This window comes from bacterium (genome assembly GCA_019695335.1).
Classification (GTDB): Bacteria; CLD3; CLD3; order SB21; family SB21; genus JABWBZ01.
The window spans coordinates 34570-54474 of the sequence record JAIBAF010000006.1; the positions used below are offsets into that span (position 1 = coordinate 34570).

The following is a 19905-nucleotide window of genomic DNA, read 5'->3' on the forward strand; positions in this document are numbered from 1 at the left end:
GTTGTGTTGCTTTGAATTGCTAAAAATCAGACTTTTTAGCGTGAAAAATTTTTTGCGTTAAAAAACTCGTAAAGTATAGGATTGTTTAACCGAAAAATCAATGCACAAGTCTGCAAAAAATCATTGGCCATTCATCCAAGAAAATCGGAAATTATGAGGTTAGGCACGATCAACTTAACTTACTGGAGGCGAACATGGTTAAAAAATTCAGAGTGCCGCCGGAAACGTCGGTTTCCCTCAAAGATTATGATCCCGATTATACTGCCGGTTATGAATCGGCAGACGATGCCCGGGACGAATTCAAAAAACTTAACCTCAAAATGATCGAGTTACAGGAATTAATGTATGCGCAAAAAAAACATGCTTTATTGATCATTCTGCAGGCCATGGATGCGGGCGGCAAGGATGGTACGATCAAAAATGTGATGCGCGGCATCAATCCTCAAAGCTGCGTGGTGCACAGTTTCAAAGGTCCGTCGGAAGAAGAACGTTCTCATGATTTTTTGTGGCGTATTCATAAAGCGGTGCCGCCGCGCGGCTCCGTTGGAATTTTCAACCGTTCGCATTACGAGGACGTTTTGGTTACACGCGTTCACGGCATGATCAACGACAAAGAAGCCAAAGAACGGTTTGAGAGGATTAACGAATTTGAAGAATTGCTGTACGATAGCGATGTCGCTATCGTGAAATTTTTTCTGTACATCTCCAAAGACGAACAGAAAAAAAGACTGCAGGAGCGTCTGGATGACAAGGAAAAACACTGGAAGTTTTCACCTAACGATTTGAAAGAGCGTAAACTCTGGGGGGATTACATGAACGCTTTCGAAGACGTTTTTTCGAATTGCAGTAAAAAACATGCGCCTTGGTATATTATACCGTCGAATAAAAAATGGTTCAGGAATCTGGCTGTTGCGGAAGTCATTGTCGATACCATGGAGGACTTGAAAATGCACGTTCCGAAACCCGCGGAGGATTATTCGAAAGTCGTGATTGAATGATTTGAGCGTTGACAACTTTTTTATTTATTCATCCGATACATTTTTTTATTGCACATCGCTCTTGCAGAGATTAACTTCTTGAGCAATTACCGCCCTTGCTTTTAATTTTCTTCAAATAGACCCGCTCACGAATTTTAAACAGGAGGAGATTTCATGAACTCCATTGAGTCGCTTTGTATCAATACGATTCGTACATTGTCGATGGATGCCGTTCAACAGGCGAATTCCGGTCACCCGGGAACGCCGATGGCGTTGGCGCCGGTAGCCTTTACGTTGTTCGACAAATTTATCAAACACAATCCGAAAAATTCCGACTGGCCGAATCGCGATCGGTTCGTATTGTCTGCCGGCCATGCATCGATGCTTTTATACAGTACATTACACATCAATGGATACGATATCTCTCTTGACGATATGCGTAATTTTCGTCAGCTGCATAGTAAATGTGCCGGTCATCCGGAATACGGTTTAGCTCCAGGAATTGAGACAACGACTGGCCCCCTCGGGCAGGGTGTAGCCAACAGCGTCGGTATGGCCATTGCCGAAAAGTGGCTGGCTAAATATTTTAATCGTCCGAATTTTGACTTGATCAACTATAAAATTTTCGCCATTGCCGGCGATGGTTGTATGATGGAAGGCATTTCTTCCGAAGCAGCGTCGTTAGCGGGGCACCTCGGATTAGATAACCTGGTCTGGCTGTATGACAATAATCATATTACTATCGAAGGTAAAACGTCGCTGGCTTTTTCTGAAGACGTTCATAAACGATTCGAAGCATACGGATGGTTTGTGCAACATCTTCCTGACGCTAATGATACATCGGCTATCGTTTCAGCCTTGCAAAATGCCAATGCAACTAAAGGCCGTCCCTCATTGATTATCATCGACAGTCATATTGCGTATGGAGCTCCCAATAAACAAGATACGCATGGCGCACACGGTGAGCCTTTGGGTGAAGACGAAATCAAAGCGGCGAAAAAAAATTACGGGTGGGATCCTGATAAAAAGTTTTTCGTGCCCCAGGAAGTGATGAATTATGCGCAACAAATGACGGTGAAGGGTCAACAATCTGAGGCGGATTGGCAGAAACGATTTGCGGAATATGCTCACGCATTTCCTGAATTAGCAAAGGAATTTGAATTAATTCAAAAACGAGCAATGCCTGAAAACTGGGATTCGGAAATTCCGGTATTTCCTACCGATGCCAAAGGATTGGCGAGCCGTGAGTCCAACGGGAAAATTCTTAATGCTGTAGCTAAAAAAGTTCCGTGGCTGATCGGTGGCGCGGCGGACCTCGCACCGTCGACCAAAACTTTGATCAACGATGGAGGACACTTCTCAAAAGAAAATTTTGGCGGACGTAATTTCCATTTCGGAATTCGCGAGCATGCGATGGGTGCGATCGTAAATGGCATGACGTTGAGTAAGTTGAGGACTTACGGAGCCGGCTTTTTGATTTTTTCGGATTACATGCGACCGACCTTCCGGTTGGCATCATTGATGGAGCAACCTTCGGTATTTATTTTTACCCATGACAGTATTGGAGTAGGTGAAGATGGTCCGACGCATCAACCTATCGAGCAGATAGCCTCGTTGCGTGCAATTCCAAACCTTGAAGTCATTCGTCCGGCGGATGCGAATGAAGTGGCTGAAGCATGGCGATATATTATGGAATTGAAAGATCGCCCATCGGCGTTGATATTGACTCGTCAGGCTTTACCGACGTTTGATCGTTCACGATACGGTTCAGCCAACGGGTTAAAACGCGGCGGGTACATTATGGCTGATTGCAAAGGCACGCCGGAGGTTATATTGATCGGTACAGGTTCGGAAGTTCAGCTGTGTGTCGGCGCTTACGAACAGTTGACAAAGGAAGGTATCAGGTGTCGAGTCGTGAGCTTGCCGTGCTGGAGCTTATTTGAACGCCAAAGCGATGCGTATTGGGAAAAAGTAATCCCGTCGTCGGTTCGTTGTCGAATCGCGGTTGAAGCCGCGTCGAGCTTTGGCTGGAGACGTTATACCGGTATCGATGCGGACGGAGGTATCGTCGCCATGAGAGATTTTGGCGAATCCGCTCCTATCAAAGCGTTGTTAGAAGAATTCGGTTTTACAGTCGAAGCTGTAGTGAAAATGGCCAAAGCGAAGCTGCGCTCTTTCCAAAAGAAAGAAAAGCCCAAAGCTGCTCAAAAAACAACGAAACATTTGGCCAAAAGCAATAAATCAAAGACTATAAAAAAGAAGAGCAAGTCCAAAAGAAAATGAATTTGCTTTATAAGCATCAAAAAGGCTGGTTCAAAAAACCAGCCTTTTTTTATTTAAATTTTTCGGAATATTTGCCGTATTCGTCTCGTTATACTTCCAGCCCTAAATTTTAAAACATTGGAGAAATGGTATGGTCAAATTAATGATCGCTGCTTTATTATTGTCTGTCGCGGCCTGCAAAAAATCTACTGAAATGAAAGCTACGGAAGCAAAAGTCGAATCTGCGAAATCCGACGATTCAAAAAAAATCGTACCGGCAGGCGTCAAACCCGATACGGCTATATTTTCAGGAGGATGTTTTTGGTGTATGGAAGGGCCGTTTGAAAAACTCGACGGCGTTTTTGATGCCATTTCAGGATATACCGGCGGGCATAAGCGCAATCCAACTTACGGCGAAGTAGGAAGTGGAACTACAGGACATCGCGAAAGCGTGGAAATTATTTATGATTCGGCTAAGATCAGCTATGAACAGCTACTCAATGTCTTTTGGCGGCAAATCGATCCTACGGACGACGGAGGACAATTTGTCGATCGCGGATTTCAATATACTACAGCGATATTTTATATGAATGAAGCGCAAAAAAAAGCTGCTGAAAAGTCGAAGGAAGAATTGACCAAATCAGGAAAATTTTCAGCGTCGATAGTGACCCCGATTTTACCTGCTTCAACGTATTATCCTGCCGAAGATTATCATCAGGATTTCTACAAGAAAGATCCTGATCACTATCACAATTACCGTAGCGGTTCTGGCCGTGATCAGTTTATTGAAAAAACGTGGGGTAAGTCAGCTCATTAAGACGGCGTTATTCGAGAAATTTCCGATAAGTTTCAGATTTTTACAAACAAAAAAGGGACTATTAATAATAGTCCCTTTTTATTTTGATCGAATAATAAAATTAGTATCGAACTAACTCTTCGATATCATGCATTATTTTTTCTTCATTCACCAGAATAGCGGCTTCAAGTATTCTTGAAAAAGGAATCGGTGCATCCGCACTGCAACAACGACGTACGGGCGCGTCAAGAAATTCAAAACATTCCTGCGTAATCCTGGCAGCAATTTCGCCGCTGAATCCTCCGGTAGCTTGATTTTCGGTCACGACGAGGACGCGATTGGTCTTCTGAATAGATTGACGGATTGTGTTCATATCCATAGGAACAATTGATCGCAAGTCGATCACTTCGACACTGATACCTTTTTCGGCTAACTTGTTAGCAGCGCGCAACGACCAGTGGACAGGAGTTCCGTAAGTAACCACGGTGACGTTCGTGCCTTCGCGGCGAATTCTGGCTTTTCCGAACGGTACAAAATGGTCGGCGCCTGTTTTCGGGCTTTGTGCAAAAATTTGATTATACAAAAATTTGGGTTCAAGAAAGAACGTGATTCCGCGTGATCGTATCGACGTACGCAATAATCCGCACGCGTCATCGGCGAACGAAGGAACGACGACCCGAACGCCGGGTAAATTGGCCATCACGCCTTCGACGTTTTGAGAGTGATATAAACCGCCGCCGATATAACCACCGCTGGCAAGCCGGATGGTAATGTTTGGGCAATTTTGGCCATTAGAGCGATAGTATTCATGGCTCGTTTCGACAATCTGTTCCATGGCCGGCCAAACATAATCGGCAAATTGCGCGGCTTCGATGACCACACGAATATCGTCTTTGAATCGCGACATACCGTTGGCGGTACCAACAATAAAATCTTCTGCAATCGGAGAATTGAAAACACGTCCACGGCCAAATTCTTGCTGCAATCCTTTCGTGGCATTAAAAACACCGCCTTTGTCTTTCGAAGCGACATCCTGTCCCCACATAAAAGTATTCGGATTGAGAGTAAATTCTTCGTGCAGAGTACGGTTAATTGCCTGCAAAATTTTTTCTGTTGGTTCACCGGCCTGAGTCTGAGTTTCTTCAACATCCATCGGATCCGGCGTGACAAAATATAATGCCGTTTCAGGATCAGGGGTAGGGGCTTCTTCTGCGCGGGCAGCCGCATCATCCACTTCACCTGTATTAGCCGATTCCAGGTCAAGGATTTCCTTTTCAGTAAAAATCCGTTCTTCGATCAAGAAACTGCGAAAATTGGCCAAAGGATCGAGGCGGTGCATCTCTTCCAATTCTTCTTTGGAGCGGTATAGTTCGTGGCGATCGCTGTTGGAGTGAGAATTGATGCGCACGCAATCGGCATGAACCAGCGCAGGACCTTTTCCCGAACGAACATACGCCATTGCGTCATCCATCGCACGGCGGCAGTCGAAGAAATTGCGTCCATCGCAATTGAAAATGCCGAGATTTTTCAGTCCGCGGTAATTGTCCGAAACGATACGGTTGGCAGTCTGTTCTTCTGATGGAACGCTGATGCCGTAATGATTATTCTGAATCACAAAAATAACTGGCAGCATTTCGCGGCTTGCGCCGTTCATGGCTTCATAGACATAACCTTCCGATGAGGACGCATCACCGAAACTCGCATACGCGATTCCTTCAGCTTTATAATACTTAATTGCCCGAGCGACTCCAACCGCATGAAGCGTGTGGTTGGAAACGCATGAGGAAACATTTTCGATCTGGATCGATGGTTTCGCGAAATGGTTGGACATATGCCGCCCGCCACTAGCCACATCGTCACGACGGCTGAGGCCGTTAAGCATAATTTCGTATACATTGATTCCCGCCGCGAGGCAGGTTAATTGATCGCGGTAGTATGGAAATAAGAAATCGACATTGGGGCGAAAGGATAATCCCAAAGCCAATTGAATGCCTTCATGCCCGCCGCACATAGCGAGGTATGACCATCCTTTGGATTGACGAATGAATTTCGAAGCTTGCTCGTCGATCAATCGGCTCATATGCGCCAAGCGATACCATTTCTTTAATTCATCTTTACTGACATTTGGACGCGCTGTTGCTTCGGGTTTCGCAAGTGCTTCCACGATGCTCCCTTCAAAAAATTGATACAAATGATGTTGTGTCTAATTAGCGAGGCTATTTAACGATTTTTTACAATTATTTCAAGAAAATTTCGCTGACAGAAAGGAGGAAAATTCGGAGAAAAAGCACTTAAATTTACTCTTCTAAAACATATTCGAAAGTCAAAAAAGCTCCAATGACAATGATGATGTCGAATGCGCCCATAATTTTCAGCCAATCAAAGGTGTCAGAAAAAGGGTCGCCACGAAGAATAACCGCCGTGCATTCAACCGAAGCGATTAATAACGGCACGGCAACAGGGAATAATAAAAGCGGAAGAATTACTTCCCGCATTTTGGTATTGAGTGAAATAGCCGAAAAGATTGTTCCGGCAGCAACAAATCCAAACGTACCGAAAGCGCAGGTTAACAATAATGCCGGGATTTCGGTTGAAAGTCGCAGATTAAAAAAAACGATGAATAAAGGAAGGATGACCAATTCAGAAAAGAACATAAACACGAATGCCGACAACATTTTACCGAGATAAATGGCTCCTTTGTCGATGGGTAAAAGCCGCAATGCATGAAAATTGCCATTTTCACTTTCCGGCGCAAAAGCACGGTTAAGCCCCAGCGTTCCGGCAAAAGTAAAGGCAACCCACAGAATGCCAGGTCCTACGGAGAGAGTTTGCTCCAATTCAGGATCGATGGTGAAATTGAAGACGACAAGAACCATAATTGCAAATAAACTCATAGCACTAAAAAATTCTTTCGTACGCCTTTCAGTCAGAAAGTCTTTATCAAATAACGCCCAGATTTTTTTTAACAAATCCATTCAAGCTCCATAACTGTAATTATTCTGCAAGTTTATCGAGCGCATTCCCGGTCACTCGAAATACCGTCCAATCGGACATTGGAACTGCGCCAAGACTTTGATAAAAACGGATTGCAGGCTCATTCCAATCCAATACCCACCATTCAAAACGTCCGCATCCTCGTTCTTTGGCAATCCGAGCCAGATATTGCAGCATAAATTTACCAAAACCTTTCCCGCGCATTTCAGGTTTCACAAACAGATCTTCAAGATATAAACCCGGCTTGCCAAGAAAAGTCGAAAAATTATGAAAGAAAACGGCGAAGGCAACCGGCGTTTTTTTCCAATAGCCGATCACTGCTTCTGCCGTCCGACGATTGCCAAACAGCGATTCACGCAAAGTGCTTTCAGAAGCAACCACCTCACTCGATAGTTTTTCATATTCAGCCAGCTCTTTGATAAACTGTAAAATCAAAGGAACGTCTTTTTCTGTGGCCGGTTGGATTTCAAATTCGGAGTTCATTAGTTTGCTTTTTTAAATACGACCCGCAAAACTAAGACAGATAAAGCACATTCTCAACAGAAAAATCCGGTGTTCATTATGATTGATTCTTATGATTTATTTTTCCAATTTGTTTTGCTGTCAAAGTAATGCCTCATTCTGATAATTATTGAAATAAGCGATATGCGTATAGGCTATTTACAATTTGAGCCGGTTTTCGGAAAGCCTGAAACCAACAAGCAAAAAATCGAACAGTTGTTAGGCAAAGAAACGTTTGATTTAATGGTGCTGCCGGAATTATCCCAATCCGGATATGTTTTTTCGTCAAAAAATGAACTCGAAGAATTGGCGGAAGAAATTCCTAATGGATCGTTTTGTTCATTTCTAAAAAAAATGAGTGCCGAAAAAGAGGGATTTATCGTTTCAGGAATTTGTGAACGTTCCGGAAATAATTTTTACAACTCATCAATTTTAGTTTCACCTGACGGAAAAATTGAAACGTACCGAAAACTGCATCTTTTTTATGAAGAAAAACTATGGTTCAGTCCTGGAAATATTCCATTGACGGTTCATGAGATTCGTCATGAGCAATGGGGAAGTGCGCGTATCGGAATGATGATTTGTTTTGATTGGCGGTTTCCCGAAGTTACGCGAATCCTTGCGTTGAAAGGCGCGCAGATCATCTGTCATCCTTCTAATTTGGTGATGCCTCATTGCCAGGATGCAATGATCACACGGGCTTTGGAAAATCATATTTTTACAATTACCGCCAATCGAACCGGGCGTGATGTCAAACCGGATAAGCAGATGCAGTTTACAGGGAAGAGCATTATGGTTGCGCCGGATGGAGCCGTCCTGAAAAAAAGCAGCGAGAAAGCGGAGGAAGTTTTATTAATTGACATCGATCCGGGTTTGGCGGATAATAAGAACGTGAACGCATTCAACGATGCATTTAACGACAGGCGTTCTGACTTTTATAGATGAATTTGGTATTTTAAATCTGTCCTAAATAAAAAAAGCTCCAAAAAAAAATTTGGAGCTTTTGATTTTACTTTCTTTTTGGATTTCTTTTCATATCCGCATGGATTTTTTTCCATTTCTTTCTTTCAAGCCTTGCCGCATTGTTGTCTTGCCGTAACTCGAGGTAATGTAATTCGCGGAGCATTTTCCGGTAATTTTTATACCGTTTTTCATCCAGAGTTCCATTCTCAAGTGCGGCTTTGACAGCGCAACCGGGTTCTTGATCATGGTGGCAATCCTTAAACCGGCATTGGGCTGCCAATGCTTCGATATCTGAAAAGGTTTGATTCAAACCCTCTTCACTGGCCCATAACTGCAATTCACGCATCCCGGGCGTATCAATAACCAATGCCCCTGACGCCAGTTTGATCAGTTCGCGGTGGGTTGTCGTATGTTTTCCGCGTGAATCGGCGACCCGGACTTCCTGCGTTTTCAAATGATCATGACCTATCAACGCATTAATGATCGTCGATTTTCCAACGCCGGATGAACCCATAAACACAGCCGTTTCATTCGGGCGAAGCCATGAGTTAAATCGTGACGGTGTATCGTCGTTTGTCGCCGATAAAGTAATGACGGGAATGGCCGACGCGATTGCTTCAATTGATTGAATCTGATTATTTAAATCCGTAGCGATGTCAGCCTTATTCAGTACAATGATCGGTTCCGCACCGCTTTCACGTGTAAGTATCAGGTAGCGTTCGATGCGCCTCGGACTAAAATCGGCGTCCAGTCCGTTGACAATAAAAACTTTGTCCACGTTGGCCGCAACAATTTGTTCTTCAGCTTCGATGCCGGCTACTTTGCGTGAAAACTTCGTCTTACGGGGTAAAACAGAATGAATGGTAGCGCTGCGTTCTTGCGCTCTGAGATCGATGACAACCCAGTCACCGACTGCGGGGAAGTCTGCGCGTCCTGCAGCCGTATACCGTAATTTACCCGATACTTCACCCCAAACTTCACCGATGGACGTGTACAATTCGTACCGCTCTTTATGTTCGAGAGCAATGCGGCCAACGGTAAAATCTTCCGGATAGTTATGAAGAAATGAATTTTCAAAGAACGTATTCCAACCGAATGTTTCTAACACGGTCGTTCCTCCTAATGAATAGTATTACACTTTCAATTACGGAGGATTAAAATTTCATAATTCGCTGGATAATTCAGATCAAGCGTTTATGAATGCCTCCGTAACCGGTTAATTTTGAAACCAGCATTCAGGGCAATCATAGGCTCTCCTTTAAGTTAATTTAATTTTTAATTTTCAGGTAAAACAACGCCACCGACTTTATACGCGGCTAAACCGCCGCCATCCATACCTATCCAGAGATTTCCGGCGGTGTCAAAATAAAGAACATTGATTCGGCTATTCGGGAGGTCTGAATTATTGGCTGTAAACACCTTCCATGAAGTACCTTCTAATTTCGCCAAACCTTTGTTGGTTCCGACCCATTTATTGCCATCAGCATCAATGGCAACCGCTTTGATCAGGTTATCGGGCAGTCCTGAATTCGAAGTCGTATAAACATTCCATGTACTTCCGTCGAATGAAACTAATCCACGGGAAGTAGCAACCCATTTAGTATTATTTTTGTCAAATGCAATTTGCCGGATATTTAACGACGGTAATTTTGAATTCGAAGTATCATATACCGTCCATGTCGAATCTTTCAGAGTTATTAATCCAGCGGCATTGGTACCAATCCATTTTACGCCTTGATTGTCAACCGTGACGAAATTAACCACATCGTCGCGAATACCTGAGGTAGCATTGGTATACGATTTCCATTCCGCACCTTCGAGGCGTCCAAGTCCGGCAGAAGTGGCAATCCATTTCGCACCGTTTTTGCCAATATCAATATGATTGACGTTATTACCGGGCAATCCCGAATTATCGGCATCATACCCTTCCCAATTGGTCCCATCATAAACGGATAAGCCCAATGCGGTGCCGAACCATTTGGTTCCCGAAGGATCAATCGCAACCGCACGAACTTCATTGTCGGATAAACCAGAATTGTTGACCGTCCAACGGTCTACCTTTTCAGTGGATTTATCAAGTTTGATCAATCCAGTCTTGGATCCGGCCCATATGATAGTACCGTCTTCCTGAATTTCATTGATAACGTCCTTGTCAGTAAATTTCATCCATTCAGGGTGTCCAGAACAACCGAATAAAATGACCAATGCAGGCAGGGTGAGCATCATTGTCATTTTTTGTAAAGTCGCTTTCATGTTTTAGCCTCCTTGTTGTGCACATTCTTTTACGATAGATTAGATAGTTCAGTCATTTAATTTTTAAGCTGTGCAGGTGGGAAAATACACCCGTTCGTGATGAGTCCGAACGGGTGCGTAATTATTAACTCACAATCCAAGTATCGCCCTTATGGAGAAGATCTTTCAGATTGCCTTTGCCCATTTTTTCTTTCGAAAAAGCAATCTGTGTTTTTACATCCTGATCGTAGCAATTATTTTCTACGGCGCGAAAAACACCTACCGGTGTAGGTAAAGTCGGGTCTTCCGTCATTTGACTATAAATAAACGCCAGTACCGGATCTTTGGATTTGACATCGTGTATTAACAGATCGTTCACAGAATGCTTACCGTCGGTCAGGCTCACAGAAACCGGCTTAAATCCGTCCAATTTAATTCCTTTGTCTTTATTCTTTCCGTACACAAGCGGCTTTCCGTGTTCTAAAAGAATTGTATTATCTAATTTGGTTTCTTTTTCGGTAAGCTGAGTAAATGCGCCGTCGTTGAAGATAATGCAATTCTGGTAAATTTCGATAAAAGCCGTACCACGATGTTGACCGGCTGCTTTCAAAACTTCTACCATCGCTTTGGGATCGCGATCGAGCGTACGCGCGACAAAGGAAGCGCCAGCGCCCAGAGCTACCGCCAACGGATTGAATGGATGCTCCAACGAACCCATCGGCGTTGATTTGGTAATTTTGCCGATTTCAGAAGTCGGAGAGTATTGTCCTTTAGTCAAGCCGTAGATACGGTTGTTGAACAAAAGGTATTTGATGTCAATATTCCTGCGGATGGCGTGAATGAAGTGATTGCCGCCAATACTCAGCGAGTCGCCGTCGCCGCTGATAACCCAGACGCTTAGATCGGGATTCGCGACTTTGATGCCGGTCGCAAATGCCGGGGCGCGTCCATGAATTGTATGAAATCCGTATGTATTCATGTAATATGGAAAACGACTTGAACAGCCGATTCCCGAAACGAATACGTATTTTTCTTTGGGAATACCCATATCCGGTAACGTACGCTGCACTTGCGCTAAAATAGCATAATCTCCGCATCCGGGGCACCAACGTACTTCCTGATCGGATTCAAAATCAGATTTGGTGAGAGGTTTTGGTGATATCTCAGTTTCTATGGCCATTGCTGCCTCCTAATATTGCTTCTATTTTATTTTCAATTTCTTTTGAGTTGAAAGGTAATCCAGAAATTTTATTCAGACCGATCGCATCGATCAGATATTCGGAGCGAATAACTTTTGAGAGCTGTCCGAGATTAATTTCCGGAATTAATACATGTTTGAACCTTTTCAGAATGTCACCGAGGTCGTTCGGCAAAGGATTGATCCAGCGTAAATGTACGCGGGATACTTTCATACCTTTTTTCATACAATGCTCAACGGCAGTACGAATAGCGCCATACGTTCCGCCCCAACCCAGCACAAGCAAATCTCCGGAGTCTGCTCCGGAAATTTCCGTCGGGCCAAATTCATTAGCGATACGATGAACTTTTTCTGCACGGATACGGCACATGTACTCGTGATTTTCCGGTTCATAGTTCACAGTGCCCATAATATTTTTCTTTTCAAGACCGCCGATACGATGTTCGAGTCCTGCCATTCCGGGAATAGCCCACGGACGAGTCAGTGTATCTTCCGTACGTTGATAAGGATAAAATTGATCTTTGTTAATATGTCGGTCAACATTGATCGCTGGTAATTGTTCGACTTCTGGAATGAGCCATGGCTCTGCGCCGTTACCGATATAACCGTCTGACAACACAATCACCGGCGTCATATAACGAATGGCTATGCGAATAGCTTCATAAGCCACTTCAAAACAATCCGCCGGACGCGATGCCGCAATGATCGGGATCGGGGATTCGCCGTTGCGTCCATACAGTGCTTGCAGGAGATCGGCTTGTTCTGTTTTAGTTGGCAAGCCTGTACTCGGACCTGCGCGTTGTACATCAACAATAACGAGCGGCAATTCCGTCATGATCGCAAGATTGATCGCCTCGCTTTTCAAACACATGCCGGGGCCGGAGGTGGTTGTCACTGCAATGTCACCGGCATAAGCTGCGCCGATGGATGCAGCTACAGCGGCAATTTCATCTTCAGCCTGGAATGTTTTAACGCCGAAATTTTTGAATTTTGCCATGGTGTGCAAAATGTCGCTCGCCGGAGTAATGGGGTAGGAACCAAGAAACAGTTCTAACCCGGCTTTTTGCGCCGCCGCAACGAACCCGAGCCCAATAGCTTCATTGCCGCCGAGATTACGGTATTTTCCAGGGGCTAATTTTGCAGGATTGATTTCGTATTTATTGACAAATGCTTCCGTCGCTTCGCAATACGCAAAGCCGCCTTTAAGCGCGAGGATATTGGCCTGTGCCAGCAACGGTTTTTTGGAGAATTTATCTTCGATGAATTTAATCGTGTATTCCATCGGACGATTGAAAAGCCAAAAGATCATGCCCAAAGCGAAAAAGTTTTTGCATCGCTCCATCGATTTAAAATCTAAACCGGTCTCGCGTAATGCGGCTTTGGTGTGAGACGACATTTCGACTCTGAAAAGTTGGTAACCGGACAGCGATCCGTCCTCGAGAGGGTTTGCCGTATAAGCCGCGAGTTTCAGACCTTTTTCATCAAAGCTTTCAGCGTTGACGATAAGGACGCCGTTGGGCTTTAGTGCTTTAATATTAGCTTTGAGCGCCGCCGGATTCATTGCAACAAGTACATCGACTTCATCGCCGGGCGTATGTATATCAAAACTTCCAATATGCAATTGAAACCCCGATACACCCGCAAGTGTTCCGGCAGGAGCGCGGATTTCTGCAGGATAATCCGGTAGTGTACCGACGTCATTGCCAAACAAGGCCGATGTATTGGTAAGTTCCGTACCGACCAACTGCATACCGTCGCCCGAATCTCCGGCCAAACGTATAGTTACTTCTTCAAGATTGAGAACCGATTCTACAGCCATACTATTTAAATCCTTTCATATAAAAACAGGATGTTTATGCGCCGTCAGCCTGTGAGGCTCCAAATCGTAATGGATTCGGAGGCAGGTTGATGACGTCCTCAGTGAAAAACGAGACGATATAATTTATCATGCCGCGGACGGACGTGTAACCGACCGGTTCATGATGCTCATTGATAATAGGAATGTGCCTGATGTTTTCAGTTGTAAAATGGCGGAACGCGTTGTGAATGGGATCCTTCATCGTAAGAACTTTGGGTTGTGCGATCATGTAGTTATCGATCTTTTCTTTATCGAGATCAAGTTCACGATGGGCAATAGTTTGCAAAATGTGACGTTCCGTCAGTATACCGACTAATTTTTTGCTTTTAGTGATGAGAACGCAGCCTACTTTATTTTCAACTAGTTTATCAATCGTCTGTTTCAATGTGCTGCCCAATTCTACACAGACAGGATCCGGCGGTTCCAGCAGCGAGACGGGATTATTGAAGTCCGATGCTGTAATTTCCGCTTCACCGCGGCTTTCTTCCATTTGAGTCATTTCATCGTCGAGATCGTAGACTTCAGCCATAGATGCCTCACTTTCCGATCGCTAATGCCGATGCGATGAATTGTAAAATTTCTTCGATTGTAATAACGCCTGTGGGAATACCGTGCTTATCTAAAACCGCAATATTTCTCGAACCGATGACAGACATCCGGTTTAATGCAAACGCAATGGAATCGTCTTCAAATAAATATTCAGGATTCGGCGTCATCAATTCGCGCACCATTGTCTTCATATTTTTTTTCTGGTGAACAAATTTCGTAACAATATCACGTTCTGTAATAATACCGGCTAACTGGCCATCGTTGGTTATCAGAACACAACCGGGCTTTTTTGTCTGGAATGTTTGAATAATTTCCGACATCGGAGTTGTCGGTGGTAAGCACACCGGCAATTTCGGATTTAGAACCGATACTTCTGATTGTACTAGCTTGACATTCATGGTCTAACCTTATGAATTCATTAGCATAACGCGATTGGCAGCATTGAAGCCCAAAGCAGTCGGAATATAGACATATGTTTTGTAACTAGCAAGGCTATTGGCTGGAAATTAGCGGATAGTTAAGATGTGGATTCGTCTTCTTCAGAAAGTTTTAGGAGTTCGACGATAGTGGCGTTTGTAATTTGGACGTCCGAGAGAGCTTCCTTTTTGGGCGAAGAAATTTCGGGTTCGGGCTGTGACGATGGTTTTTCTTCGACGGGTGTTTCACCTTTTTTCAGATTAATAATGGCTACACCTACGCCGGCCTCGACCTGAAGTCCTTCGGTTATATTGGTCATTCCGTTGATTTTTACAACATAATGTGCTTGTGCCAAAGGTTTAGCGCCCGTTGAAGTTGTTTCCGGAAGACCAACGCCATAGCGGATTTTACGTGCATGGCCAGGAACGCCGGTGACGCGCCATACTTCTTCGATACTTTTTTTATGAGGATCGGTTTCCAAGCGTACAATGCGTCCGATAGTAATGTTAAAAAAATCGATCATCATCGGAACAGTAGTAGCCGTGCTCCACTCGATATCCCAAAATTCATCGGCGTTCACCGTCTTGTGTTGCGGCTTAACCGCAATACCGCTGCCTTTGACCACGATTAAAAATTTATCTTTTTCGGAAGCCATTTACCAGTAAACCTCGACTGAAATAGTGGTATTGTTTTGAGTATCGTTGTATTTCACATGTTGATGAGCTTGGCCGTATTCGACAATTTCTTTCAGCACTTTTACGTCTTGCTTACAGTAATCAATGATGAGATCGATTTTGCCTTCTTTCCACCATTGTAATGCGAGAAGCCCGTCCGCACTTTTACCCGAATTTAGTGTAGCTGTGGCGACGGCTTCTAGCCTGATTCGGTGTTTCAACCGCTCACTAAGATACTGAGCCACATCGAATGATTTTTTTTGCATAACCGAAACGTCGCCGTAATGGGATAGAACCTTACTGTCAAAATTATCGCCATTGAATGATACAACCATATCATGCTTATTCATATATCGAATCATCTCAGGGATATCTTTTTCATGCCAAACTTTGAAATCATCATCTTTCGAATAAGTGATCGCAATCGAGATCAGCATTTTATCGGCGTGTTCCCATCCTCCAACTTCATCGGCGCGTTTCTGAGTTTCGACGTCATAATATACTAATCGTTTACCCTCGGTCAACCGAGCCGGAGCTTCATAAGTCGTCGATGCCAGTTCAAAGTGTGAGTAGCAACTGAACCAATATTCAGCCGGGTAACGCTCTTCATATAAAGACATAAGCTATTCTTTGTCGTATTGAACCAGCGAAATAACAGGATGCGGTGCCAGCCGTTGCCGCCCTTGCAAAAAAGTTAACTCAATAATTACACCGATGCCACCGATGTGTCCGCCTAACTTTTCAATTAATTCGCACGTTGCGGCGATCGTACCGCCCGTAGCTAGCAGATCATCGACGATCAATACGCGCGAGCCTTTTTCGATGGCGTCTTTATGCATGTGCAATTCATTCTTGCCGTATTCGAGATCGTACGTGGCCGAAATAGTTGCGGCTGGTAATTTTCCAGGCTTTCGTACCGGCACAAAACCGATGCCCATTTGATAGGCCAGTGCCGAACCAAAAATAAAGCCACGCGATTCAATTCCTACAACATAATCAAATTTTTGTCCGGAAAACTTTTGCAACAATTCATCGATACATTGTTTGAATTCAATCGGCCGTTTGACTAAAGTCGTAATGTCTTTAAAATTGATTCCAGATTTAGGGAAATCGGGAACATTTCGTATTATTTTCTTATAATCAGTCATGACATATTATTTTGATAACTAGAACTGTAATGATTTTAACGGGAATATATGACAAGGCAGGTAAATGGTAAAACAACAACGTGTGATTTGCAAGAGATTTAGTGAGTAATTTCAAAACTAAGAAATTCCCCTTGAAATTCCTTCCAATTCACCATGACATCACTGACTTTCGAAAACCGTGGGCCTGACTTCAAAAGCTCAATCAATTGATCGATGGTTTCACGATTTCCTTCGACTTCCGCGTAGACGTTTCCGTTATCCAAATTTTTGACATAACCGAGAAGTCCAAGTTCCGTGGCACGCTTATGCGTGAACCAACGAAAACCCACACCTTGTACAAAGCCAATAACCGTAATGGCGGCGCGTGCGTTCATCGACCGTTTTTATATTCTGCAACTTCGTTATATAAAATAACTTTATTACGTCCGGTTTGTTTGGCTTCATACAGCGCCTTATCGGCCCATTCAACCAACTGGAACTCATCGGTAATTCGATCATCGGGAATAGCCGCAACACCGACACTGATCGTACGATTGATAGAATTAACAGCATCTTTGAATTCGTGTGTTTCGACGTTTTTCCGAATACGATCGCCAACAATAAATGAACGATCAATGTCGGTATCGGGAAGTATAAGAATAAATTCTTCACCGCCGAATCTTCCGCAAATATCGACCAAACGGGCTGTATCCAGAATTATTTTGGCAATTTCTTTGAGGACGATGTCTCCAAAAGCATGCCCGTAAGTATCGTTGACACTCTTGAAATGATCGGCGTCAAACATCAGCACTGATAACGGCCTTTTATAACGAGCAGCACGGCGGTATTCATCTTCAAGTTTACGATTGATATAACGACGATTGTACAGTTTGGTCAATTCATCTGTTACTGAAAGTTCTTCGAGCTGTTTATTTGCCTGGCGGAGAGAATCATTGAGTTGTTTAATTCGAAGCATCGACCGAATTCGGGCGGTTAACTCGCTCATATCGTACGGCTTGGTCAAATATTCATCGGCGCCGCAGTCGAGGCCTTCGATTTTACTCATTAATTCACTTTTGGCTGTCAGTAGGATGATCGGAATAAACATGCCTTCCGGAGTAGCTTTGACGCGTTTGCAAACTTCAAAGCCGTTGAGTTTGGGCATCATGACGTCAAGGAGCATGATGTCAGGTACAAGCGCTTCGGCTTTTTGCAAAGCTTCTTCTCCGTCTTTGGCCGTATGGACTTCGTACTTCATTTTTGTAAGCAGAAGTTTCAAAATATACAAGCCGTCCTCGTCGTCGTCTACAACCAGTACGCGTACTTTTTTCTCAATACCGGCTTCGGCGATATCCGTTTCACTAGGGCTGAGTAGGGTCATCCTTCATCCTCGATGGGTTAAAAATCACCTATAGAAGGTTTGAGAGTAATTTCTTCAATTGTATTATTCAGCGATTGTTCATAAGCAAATAAAACCGCTTTGGCGACATCTTGCGTTTCCAACATCTTTGAGGTATCGAAGTTGCTGTTTTGTTCTTCCCAAAATGGCGTATTAACAGCGCCGGGAATTACGGCCGTCACTTTGATGTTGAATGCTCTCATTTCTTCTCTTAAAACTTCAGTAAATCCTAAAAGGCCGAATTTAGAAGCTGAGTAAGCGCCACAATTAGGAAAGCCTTTTTTACCGGCCGTCGAGACAATATTAAAAATATGCGGCCGGTCGCTTTGACGCAGCAAAGGAATCGCTCGCTGTGTCATAAGAAAAGCTCCGGTCAGATTGATACCTATAGTTTGTTGCCAATGTTCAATCGATGTTTCGGTAATCGGTTCAAAATAGCCAATTCCGGCATTATTGATCATGACGTCAATCTGATGCGTCACCGATCGAATAGCTTCAAAAGTTTTGGTCACATCCGCAACGGATGCTACATCACAGACAAAAGGATGAATCGAGTTGAAACGCCGGGTCAGTTGGTCTAAACGCTGTTGGGTCTTTGCTACGGCAATAATTTCAAATTGCCGTTCAATGAATGCCTCGACTAAAGCTGCGCCAATCCCTTTCGTTGCTCCCGTGATTAACGCAAACCTGCTCATGCCATTCAATGTTAATATATCTGACGTTACTCAGAAAAAATACAAAAAGATGACCGCAGTTTCAATAGCTTTTTTCCCGTTCAGGCTGGTCATTTACGTATAATATCGTGAATCAGGCTCGCGAGATTTTCTGTGGAAGGTTGATTCGAAGCATCTTCAATGGCCTTCAGGATATTGAATTGATCATTTGGTTCGGCCGCTTTTTTAGGTTGACGCTTCAATCTTTTGGCAACCATCAATAACTGTTGCAATTGAGTTTCATTCATCGCTTCAATGAGTTCTAACAGTTTTTCTTTTGGTTGAGGGTCCGAGAAATCAATATCACGAATGGACACGGATAATTCTTTATCATCGGTCTCCATTTCACTGTCGTCAAAAACAATACGCATAAATCTTTTTTATCCCAAGTAGATGGCCACTAAGCCGATCAGCATGTCCAGTTTAAGTAAATTGCTTAATCGATTCAAGTTTTTCGGAGAAAAATTTTTCCATACGGAAAAAATTGTAAAGAAAATTACAGGGTAGATCCCAATCAATACAATGGAAAAATACAATCCGGAATACTTTTGAAGCAAAAACGCCCAAAGGGTGAAACCGATCAAAGCAATAAAGGTAATCGTTGTTACTATTTGAGCGGCTTGAACTCCATACGCAATCGGTAATGTTCGCGCACCTAACAATGCATCGCCTTCCATGTCTTCCATGTCTTTGATGATTTCTCTGCCGAAGTGAAATAGGAATGAAAAAATAGCTGGAAAAAAAATTTCTTCAATTTTTCCGATTGCGACGCCACCGTATATAAAAGCGAGCGCCGTTAATAAGCTAACAACAAAATTTCCCCATATCGGTGTACGTTTTAGGTGTGTACTGTAGAAAAATAACATTACGAACGACACGATGGCGATGCAAAGACATTGCCAGTTGATCAAACCCGCTATCCAAATTCCGGCTGCTGAAACGACAATCCATAAAATTCGTACATTGGCTGGAGTAATGGAGCCAGCCACAAGAGGTCGTGACGGCTTATTAATTCGGTCGATGTCCAGGTCGTAATAATCGTTAATGGCATTGGCTGCGCCGCAGATTAATGCGGCGGATAAGGCCGCTTCAATGGCCGCTTCCCATGGGATCATTTGGTCATCGGCTGCAATTGCTACCGCTACAATGACCGAAACGAATGCAATAAGAACATTGAGAGGACGGAGAATTTGCAAATACGGTTTGATCATAAAATAAAATTAAAAAAGGGCATGCAATGCATAC

The 19905-nt window shown here is 43.7% G+C and carries 21 protein-coding genes; 4 read left to right on the top strand and 17 right to left on the bottom strand.

What is annotated here, in order from left to right; genetic code table 11:
* The first annotated feature begins 194 nt into the window (after nt 1-194).
* The 3 genes from K1X84_02570 (at nt 195) to msrA (ending at nt 4056) form a co-directional block, all read left to right on the top strand.
* A complete protein-coding gene (locus tag K1X84_02570) occupies nt 195-998 on the top strand; it encodes a polyphosphate kinase 2 family protein (GenBank protein MBX7150497.1) in 804 nt (267 codons plus the stop codon).
* Between the two features lie 153 nt (nt 999-1151).
* The gene (gene tkt / locus K1X84_02575; protein ID MBX7150498.1) at nt 1152-3260 is read left to right on the top strand and encodes a transketolase; all 2109 of its coding nucleotides are present in this window, start codon (nt 1152-1154) and stop codon (nt 3258-3260) included.
* A 193-nt stretch (nt 3261-3453) separates the two neighbouring features.
* Nucleotides 3454-4056: a peptide-methionine (S)-S-oxide reductase MsrA gene (msrA, locus tag K1X84_02580; GenBank protein ID MBX7150499.1), complete on the top strand. Its 603-nt coding sequence runs from the start codon at nt 3454-3456 to the stop codon at nt 4054-4056.
* Nucleotides 4057-4156: 100 nt separating this feature from the next.
* Here the strand turns inward: msrA and K1X84_02585 are convergent, their stop codons facing one another.
* The 3 genes from K1X84_02585 to K1X84_02595 all read right to left on the bottom strand — a co-directional run bounded on the left by K1X84_02585 (nt 4157) and on the right by K1X84_02595 (nt 7512).
* The gene (locus tag K1X84_02585) at nt 4157-6115 is read right to left on the bottom strand and encodes a 2-oxoisovalerate dehydrogenase (GenBank protein ID MBX7150500.1); all 1959 of its coding nucleotides are present in this window, start codon (nt 6113-6115) and stop codon (nt 4157-4159) included.
* Between the two features lie 217 nt (nt 6116-6332).
* Nucleotides 6333-7010, bottom strand: a complete 678-nt coding sequence (locus K1X84_02590) for a heme exporter protein CcmB (GenBank protein MBX7150501.1) — start codon at nt 7008-7010, stop codon at nt 6333-6335.
* A gap of 19 nt (nt 7011-7029) precedes the next feature.
* The gene (locus K1X84_02595) at nt 7030-7512 is read right to left on the bottom strand and encodes a GNAT family N-acetyltransferase (GenBank protein MBX7150502.1); all 483 of its coding nucleotides are present in this window, start codon (nt 7510-7512) and stop codon (nt 7030-7032) included.
* A gap of 162 nt (nt 7513-7674) precedes the next feature.
* On the opposite strand from K1X84_02595, the gene K1X84_02600 reads away from it, so the two are divergent.
* Nucleotides 7675-8475, top strand: a complete 801-nt coding sequence (locus K1X84_02600) for an acyltransferase (GenBank protein ID MBX7150503.1) — start codon at nt 7675-7677, stop codon at nt 8473-8475.
* A 64-nt stretch (nt 8476-8539) separates the two neighbouring features.
* Here the strand turns inward: K1X84_02600 and rsgA are convergent, their stop codons facing one another.
* The 14 genes from rsgA to K1X84_02670 all read right to left on the bottom strand — a co-directional run bounded on the left by rsgA (nt 8540) and on the right by K1X84_02670 (nt 19871).
* The gene (gene rsgA / locus K1X84_02605; protein ID MBX7150504.1) at nt 8540-9601 is read right to left on the bottom strand and encodes a ribosome small subunit-dependent GTPase A; all 1062 of its coding nucleotides are present in this window, start codon (nt 9599-9601) and stop codon (nt 8540-8542) included.
* A 167-nt stretch (nt 9602-9768) separates the two neighbouring features.
* Nucleotides 9769-10746 (bottom strand): hypothetical protein, encoded by a 978-nt coding sequence (locus tag K1X84_02610; GenBank protein MBX7150505.1) that lies wholly within the window; start codon nt 10744-10746, stop codon nt 9769-9771.
* 124 nt (nt 10747-10870) lie between these two features.
* A complete protein-coding gene (locus K1X84_02615; GenBank protein ID MBX7150506.1) occupies nt 10871-11905 on the bottom strand; it encodes a 2-oxoacid:ferredoxin oxidoreductase subunit beta in 1035 nt (344 codons plus the stop codon).
* The gene (locus K1X84_02620; GenBank protein ID MBX7150507.1) at nt 11889-13742 is read right to left on the bottom strand and encodes a 2-oxoacid:acceptor oxidoreductase subunit alpha; all 1854 of its coding nucleotides are present in this window, start codon (nt 13740-13742) and stop codon (nt 11889-11891) included. Before K1X84_02620 ends, K1X84_02615 begins: the two co-directional genes overlap by 17 nt.
* 34 nt (nt 13743-13776) lie before the next feature.
* Complete coding sequence (locus K1X84_02625; GenBank protein ID MBX7150508.1) at nt 13777-14310, bottom strand: CBS domain-containing protein; 534 nt, start codon at nt 14308-14310, stop codon at nt 13777-13779.
* 7 nt (nt 14311-14317) lie between these two features.
* Nucleotides 14318-14728, bottom strand: a complete 411-nt coding sequence (locus K1X84_02630) for a CBS domain-containing protein (protein MBX7150509.1) — start codon at nt 14726-14728, stop codon at nt 14318-14320.
* Between the two features lie 119 nt (nt 14729-14847).
* Nucleotides 14848-15402, bottom strand: coding sequence for a hypothetical protein (locus K1X84_02635; GenBank protein MBX7150510.1), 555 nt, complete (start codon nt 15400-15402; stop codon nt 14848-14850).
* Complete coding sequence (locus K1X84_02640) at nt 15403-16041, bottom strand: ribonuclease H-like domain-containing protein (protein ID MBX7150511.1); 639 nt, start codon at nt 16039-16041, stop codon at nt 15403-15405.
* A gap of 3 nt (nt 16042-16044) precedes the next feature.
* Nucleotides 16045-16569: an adenine phosphoribosyltransferase gene (locus K1X84_02645; GenBank protein MBX7150512.1), complete on the bottom strand. Its 525-nt coding sequence runs from the start codon at nt 16567-16569 to the stop codon at nt 16045-16047.
* A 98-nt stretch (nt 16570-16667) separates the two neighbouring features.
* Complete coding sequence (locus tag K1X84_02650) at nt 16668-16943, bottom strand: acylphosphatase (protein ID MBX7150513.1); 276 nt, start codon at nt 16941-16943, stop codon at nt 16668-16670.
* Complete coding sequence (locus tag K1X84_02655) at nt 16940-17929, bottom strand: diguanylate cyclase (protein MBX7150514.1); 990 nt, start codon at nt 17927-17929, stop codon at nt 16940-16942. The genes K1X84_02650 and K1X84_02655 overlap by 4 nt, the downstream gene beginning before the upstream one ends.
* Nucleotides 17930-17946: 17 nt before the next feature.
* Nucleotides 17947-18642 (bottom strand): SDR family NAD(P)-dependent oxidoreductase, encoded by a 696-nt coding sequence (locus tag K1X84_02660; protein MBX7150515.1) that lies wholly within the window; start codon nt 18640-18642, stop codon nt 17947-17949.
* A gap of 89 nt (nt 18643-18731) precedes the next feature.
* Nucleotides 18732-19031, bottom strand: a complete 300-nt coding sequence (locus K1X84_02665; GenBank protein MBX7150516.1) for a hypothetical protein — start codon at nt 19029-19031, stop codon at nt 18732-18734.
* Nucleotides 19032-19040: 9 nt separating this feature from the next.
* On the bottom strand, nt 19041-19871 hold the full coding sequence (locus K1X84_02670) for a geranylgeranylglycerol-phosphate geranylgeranyltransferase (GenBank protein ID MBX7150517.1): 831 nt from the start codon (nt 19869-19871) through the stop codon (nt 19041-19043).
* Nucleotides 19872-19905: the final 34 nt, after the last annotated feature.